The organism is Bradyrhizobium sp. MI1.10, assembly GCF_055811035.1.
Map to the genome: position 1 here is coordinate 1 of NZ_JBVVPN010000065.1, position 5,885 is coordinate 5,885.

Genomic DNA, 5,885 nt, shown 5'->3' on the forward strand with positions numbered 1-5,885 from the left:
AGCACAACACGCTCCAATCAGAGGCCGGATACATTGATGCAAGACCGCATCTGCCAGGTTGACGAAACCTCTTGCAACGCGCGGCCGGACCATACATTCGGGTCAAAATCGGTCCTGCCATCGTTTGAATTGAATGCAAGTACGTCTTCAATCGTCTAGAAGCGGACGTCGGATTGGAAGGTCTCCGAATCGAAAATGACCAGCCTCACTAGCTGAGGAGGTCAACATGACCGATATCCCAAGCACCATCCCTGCTGTCTCGAAACACGTTCCTTGGAACAAGGGCAAGGTCGTCGGCGCAAAGCCGCCGCTCCGTCCGAAGCACGTCTGGTCAATCCGAACCAAGCTCCAGGTCGAAGGCCGAATGCGCGATCTGGCGCTGTTCAACGTCGCCATTGATAGCAAGCTGCGCGGCTGCGACGTCGTAGCCTTGAAGGTCGATGACCTTGCGCCCGGCGGATATGCCGCCGACCGCGCGACCGTCCGACAAAAGAAGACCGGCCGGCCGGTCAAATTCGAACTCACGGAATCGACCCGGCAGGCAATCGACGACTACCTGCGGCTTACTGGCAAGAAGTCAGGAGAATACTTGTTCACTGGCCGGCGGCGGAGTGGACATATGACGACCCGCCAGTACGCCAGGCTCCTGTCTCACTGGATCGCTGATATCGGACTGGACCCGCACTTGTTCGGGACGCATTCCCTTCGCCGGACCAAGGCGACCTTGATCTATTGCCGAACCGGCAACCTGCGAGCCGTACAGCCCTACTGGGGCATACCAAGATAGAGAGCACCGTCCGATATCTAGGCATCGAGGTCGACGACGCCCTCGCGATAGCGGAACAAGTTGACGTCTGAACTTCGGGGGCGGAGCAGACGTACTCTGCGCTGCCCTCATAGACGGCTACGGGCCACAAGCGGGCATAGCTGCGGGATGTCCTGTCAGTGATTGGTCTCGTTCTGTCTTCGGATCAGAGACATGTCCGAGACGCGGGTAGCGATGGGCAATCCATGCTGTCTAAGACCACTCCATCCGACCCATAACCCGACGAGGCCGAACAAACTGGCCGCAGGAAGAACCCAGGTCATCCTTCTGGCGCCGAACGCAGCGGCCATCGTAGCGCAAAATACCGCGACCAACACGATGGGAAGGACATATGGCCAGTTTCCGACAACTCCGTCCAACCCCCTTCGGCCAATAAGCAGTAGCGCAATCACTCCGAAGCAACTCATGCCTAAAAGGAGGACATTCCCGCCGATGTCCAACACAAGACCTACCCCGTGCTGTGGGATGGATCGGCCGCCGAGCATGAGTTCGTAAAGACGAACGCCCGAAGCATAGGTCATAAGAAGACAGAACAACCCGAATACTAAGCCGACCGTCTTGAAGAGAGGCCTTGCTGTGTGTACATCCATGCCGGGCACCCATCGCGCCTGTGAGGCGTTATCGAAAACAGCCTTAGTTCTCGGCGAAAGAATCGAGGAGCGCACGAAACCGCTTCCTAATCTCGTCCGCTTGGGAAACGTATTTGCGACTAAATTCTAAATGCAGAACGCCGTATTCTGCGCCGGTGTGCTCGGCGAGAGTGCAGTAAGGATTCTTGTCGGAGATCTTGTTGCAGGCAAAAATCAGAGGTCCCTCGGTCGTACCTCTCATAAATAAATCGGAATCCGCCTGGCATAGCTTGTAATCGGATTCGACCTCTCGAAACTGACCTTGGCCTTTCTGTTCACACCGACTCTCCCACTGTCGCTTTCGCTCGGAAAAATCCAACTCTTCCTGTCCTCCTCGGATCGTTGCGCTCAGCTGATCATGGAAGCCGTCGCGATATGGATGCTCAATAAATCCATCAGCATTGTTCGCGTTCCTAGGCGTCAAGCCGGGGAGCAGGACGTGAATTTCGAACGTCGTCGTTAGAGGATTGGGGGCGACAGCTGACCGATCTAGATCCACGAGGTAATTGCGCGGCACCTTGTATACTTTTTTGCCAAAAGGGATCAAAACCACCGTGGTGCTACTGGACGGATGCTCAAGCAGTTGATCTGCGCTAAACGCATTCCGTTGTACCATCTCTGCAAATGACCCCCGCTTATTCAAAAGTGGATCTGGATTGCCGGGATGAATAAACAATCGGTAACTGAGGAATAGGCCCGCTATCAGCACCGCGACCGCGGAGGAAATGACCCACTTCATCACGTCGGATGTTTCGGCGTGAGTCTCGCGGTATTGCCTACGTCCAAATTCAGGCATGTTCCCTGCTCGGCTCGCCTCCACTGAGGCACACCTTCTTGGTTGCAGTTGGTTAGTCCGTCAACCAAGAACCGGGCAATTACTCAATTTTCCATGAACAGCGAGGTCCGCTGTGGGTCAGAAGGCGAAATGCTGATCTCGCCTACCTTGGTCTGCTTTACCCCGAGAAGCGGCGCTTATTGAGCGCGCGCCCAAGACCCGCTCCTGACGACCAGGAGCGCGCGCATCGCACGGACGAATGTCCCACTCCGCCCGATCGGTCGTCCGGGGAAGCGGCATGGCGCGGCGGCATGGCGGGACCCCGCCTGAATTCCCGGCGCGCTTGAGCGAACGTCGCGAGCATGGCGCCACGACGGCGGTCTGGCTGGAGGATCTTTCCGGCATCGTCAACCCGGCCCCAACCCTGTCGCCTCCCTCGGGTTTGCTGCGGTCTGCGCCCCCGGCGGTCCGCTTCAAGGCCAAGTCGCAAGCGACCGGAGACCGCCGATCTCGGCAAGGCCCGGCCGCGTCCGGCGCAGGGCCCAGTAGCGTGGCCCCGCTTGTCCGCAACCGAACCTCGCTCGCCTGGCGGTCCCCGGACCTTGAAGCGGCCCTCATCCCGGCGGCGCTGGGCGACCGCACCCGAGGGGAGAGCCGGCAGGGGCCAGACCAAACCCGACGGCGAAACCAGAAAAGGACTTCACCATGACCAAGACCGCTCGCGCACCCCGCACCAACGTCCGCGTCGTCCCGCTTCGCCGCGGCACCACCATCGAAATGGTCCGGCTCGTTTGCCCGGACGCAGCCCAGGCCACCCGCATCGCCGAGAGCTTCGGCCTCCCCGTCCTCGACAGCGACGGCATCCGCGACCTGCATCAGCGGCTCATCAGCGAGACCGCCGACGCGCTCGGCGAAGGCGTCAACGAACGCGCCATGCAGATCCACCTGCAGCGAATCGTCGGCTCCTATGTCGGCTCGGCCCACGGCGCCGGGCAGTTCTACAGCCGCGCCGTCACCGAAGCGCGCGAGGCGACGGCAAAGCTCGCCAACGACACGCGCGACGAGGACCTCGACGGACCTGTCGGGTTCGAATCCGCGGCCCAGCGCAAGCGCGAATTCGCCGCCGAGGTCGCCGTTCAGGCACACGCACTGCGCATGGCGGCCGAAGGCGCCATCGCCGCCTACGAGCACGTTGTCGGCGAGAGCTGGAAGCCGTTCGAGCGCCAGCCCGACCAGCCGGGCGAAACCGTCAGCCGCAAGGCGGCCGAGGTTCAGATGGCGGCGTTCGGGTGACGCCGCCGGCGGGGCTTCGGCCCCGCCATTCTCTTTCACGATCGGATATCGGCCGGTCCCTGCGGGCCGGCCGTTTTCATGTCGCACGGCGCGGCGGCGCAAACGAGCAAAGAGAAATGAATCGGGATGGAGCGCACGTCGCGGCCCGTACCGGCTTTCGGTCGATGCTCCGGCCGGCGCGGCAGCGCAACGGCTTTGCCGTCCTCCACTGCGTTCCGGTCCGGCGTCTCTCCCCTCACCCCGACCACCAGCGTCACCGGATGCGCGGCCCCGCAGGCCTTCGCAGCGGACCGCCGTGACGGGCCGCGACGGGCGCGGCCTCCAACGGAGGTTAGGATCATGACTGGTAAGGAAACCAAACCCCGCGCCGACATCTATGCGCGGATCACCGATCGCATCGTCGCAGACCTTGAGCGCGGTGTGCGTCCGTGGGTCAAGCCATGGAATGCGGCCAACGCGGCTGAGCGCATCACGCGCCCGCTGCGTCACAACGGCATGCCCTACCAGGGCATTAACGTGGTGCTGCTGTGGTCGGAAGCCGTCGCGCGCGGCTTCACGTCACCGATCTGGATGACGTTCAAGCAATCACTCGAGCTCGGCGGCCACGTCCGCAAGGGCGAGACCGGAACGATGGTGGTCTACGCCAACAAGATCACCAAGACCGAGACCGATGACCATGGCGACGACATCGAACGGACCGTTCCGTTCCTGCGCGCCTATACCGTGTTTTGCGTCGACCAGATCGACGACCTGCCGGATCACTATTACGGGTCGCCCGGCGCCGACCATCACGCCGGCGCAGCGCATCGCGCATGTGGACGCCTTCTTCGCCAACACCGGCGCGACCATCCGGCATGGCGGTGACAAGGCGTTCTTCGCACCATCGCTCGACATCATCCAGATGCCGCCATTCGAAAGTTTCCGTGACGCCGAGAGCTATGCCGCCACGCTCGCGCATGAATGCGTGCATTGGACTGCGCCGGCGCATCGCGTCAATCGCGATCTCAGCCGCTACGCGAAGGATCGCAATGAGCGGGCGCGCGAAGAGTTGGTCGCGGAGCTCGGAGCGTGTTTCCTCAGTGCGGATCTTGGTATCGTACCCGAACTCGAGCCGCGCGCCGATCACGCAAGTTATGTTGCGTCGTGGTTGGAGGTGCTGTCCAACGAGAAGCGCTTCATCTTTTCCGCGACCGCCCACGCTCAGCGGGCAGTCACCTATCTGCACGATCTTCAACCCAAGCCGGCCGAGATCGACCAAGCGGCATGAGGCGCAACGATCCGTGTCTCGGCCGCTTGCGCTCATCGTTCACCTTTCTAGATAATGACGAAGGCCTCATCTCACGGCGGGAGGCCTTTCCTTTGTGCGTCGTCATGCCTGTGCCGGCGGCTGGAGAGGCGGTGCTTCCCATCCCGACGGCGTAGGCGAGATGCGCCGGGCCGGTTCTTCTGGTTTCCGAGATGCCCGTCTGTTTCTGGGCGAGCGTCTTTCCGAAGCCGCAGAAGGCTGGTGTGATCACGATACGACAGTCCGGGGTTGTTATTGCGTCCGCTGGACTGGCGGAAAGCTTACGCGGCGCGCGCGAGTGCCTTTCACCAACGCGCCCGTCGTCGTGCGGTGTGGCTTGCCTGTGGCTCAGCCGTATCCTCACCGTTCGGCCTGTCGCGCCCAATGCGTCCTCGATTTGGCATGTCTAACCGAAGGCCGTCGTCGCTGCGCTCCGCCTCGATCAAAAGACCGCAACGGCCGTTCTCGGCTTTCTTCCCCTGGCCGCTGCGCGCCCATTCCTCGCGAGACAAGAAAGCCTCACCCTGGCCGTCCTCTACTGCGTGGCGGCCCTTCGGGTGCAGCCCGATCGCCTCCGATCAACGACAGCCATCGAGGTCGCGATGGTCGCGGCCCGAGAACGAAAGAGGACACGAACATGGCTACAATCGGCAACTTCACCGTCAACGGCAACGGCTTCGTCGGCACCGTCAAGACCCTCGCTCTAGGCACCGTCAAGACCAAGATCGTTCCGGCCGAACGCACCTCAGACAAGGCCCCGGACTACCGCATCTTCGCGGGCGCGAACATCGAGTTCGGCGCCATGTGGAAGAAGAAGTCCCAGGACACTGGCCGCGAGTACCACTCGGTCAAGCTGGACGACCCGAGCTTCCCGGCTCCGATCTACGCGACGCTGGTCGAGGTCGAAGGCGAGGAAGGCCACTCGCTCATCTGGTCTCGCCCGAGTCGCGACTGAGACGCCGCGCAGGTGGCCCCCCCGCGCGGCGGGGGCGTCACCCCCGAGGGGTTAGGTGGGCCAGGGGGGCCTCAACGTGGCACGGATGCCGTGACCGGCCGCTTGGGGGGGGACCGGCACGG

General features: G+C 62.2%; 4 protein-coding genes and 2 pseudogenes. 4 read left to right on the forward strand and 2 right to left on the reverse strand.

Features of this window, described 5'->3' with window-relative positions; genetic code table 11:
- The first annotated feature begins 226 nt into the window (after positions 1 to 226).
- Positions 227 to 858 (forward strand): annotated as a pseudogene (locus AC0L3K_RS36875) (tyrosine-type recombinase/integrase).
- A gap of 601 nt (positions 859 to 1,459) precedes the next feature.
- Here AC0L3K_RS36875 and AC0L3K_RS36880 read toward each other — a convergent pair.
- Positions 1,460 to 2,251 (reverse strand): hypothetical protein, encoded by a 792-nt coding sequence (locus AC0L3K_RS36880; RefSeq protein ID WP_473367910.1) that lies wholly within the window; start codon positions 2,249 to 2,251, stop codon positions 1,460 to 1,462.
- A 684-nt stretch (positions 2,252 to 2,935) separates the two neighbouring features.
- On the opposite strand from AC0L3K_RS36880, the gene AC0L3K_RS36885 reads away from it, so the two are divergent.
- Complete coding sequence (locus AC0L3K_RS36885; RefSeq protein WP_009859452.1) at positions 2,936 to 3,523, forward strand: hypothetical protein; 588 nt, start codon at positions 2,936 to 2,938, stop codon at positions 3,521 to 3,523.
- A gap of 35 nt (positions 3,524 to 3,558) precedes the next feature.
- Here AC0L3K_RS36885 and AC0L3K_RS36890 read toward each other — a convergent pair whose 3' ends face one another.
- Complete coding sequence (locus tag AC0L3K_RS36890; protein WP_157158513.1) at positions 3,559 to 3,780, reverse strand: hypothetical protein; 222 nt, start codon at positions 3,778 to 3,780, stop codon at positions 3,559 to 3,561.
- Positions 3,781 to 3,862: 82 nt separating this feature from the next.
- Here AC0L3K_RS36890 and AC0L3K_RS36895 point away from each other — a divergent pair.
- Positions 3,863 to 4,790: pseudogene (locus AC0L3K_RS36895) on the forward strand (ArdC family protein).
- A 655-nt stretch (positions 4,791 to 5,445) separates the two neighbouring features.
- Complete coding sequence (locus AC0L3K_RS36900; protein ID WP_009859453.1) at positions 5,446 to 5,763, forward strand: DUF736 domain-containing protein; 318 nt, start codon at positions 5,446 to 5,448, stop codon at positions 5,761 to 5,763.
- The last annotated feature ends 122 nt before the right edge of the window (positions 5,764 to 5,885 follow it).

What these genes read in the sequence shown, in the direction of transcription:
- AC0L3K_RS36880 (WP_473367910.1), bottom strand. Translation starts at nt 2,251, where the DNA reads ATGCCTGAATTTGGACGTAGGCAATACCGCGAGACTCACGCCGAAACA.
- AC0L3K_RS36885 (WP_009859452.1), top strand. Translation starts at nt 2,936, where the DNA reads ATGACCAAGACCGCTCGCGCACCCCGCACCAACGTCCGCGTCGTCCCG.
- AC0L3K_RS36900 (WP_009859453.1), top strand. Translation starts at nt 5,446, where the DNA reads ATGGCTACAATCGGCAACTTCACCGTCAACGGCAACGGCTTCGTCGGC.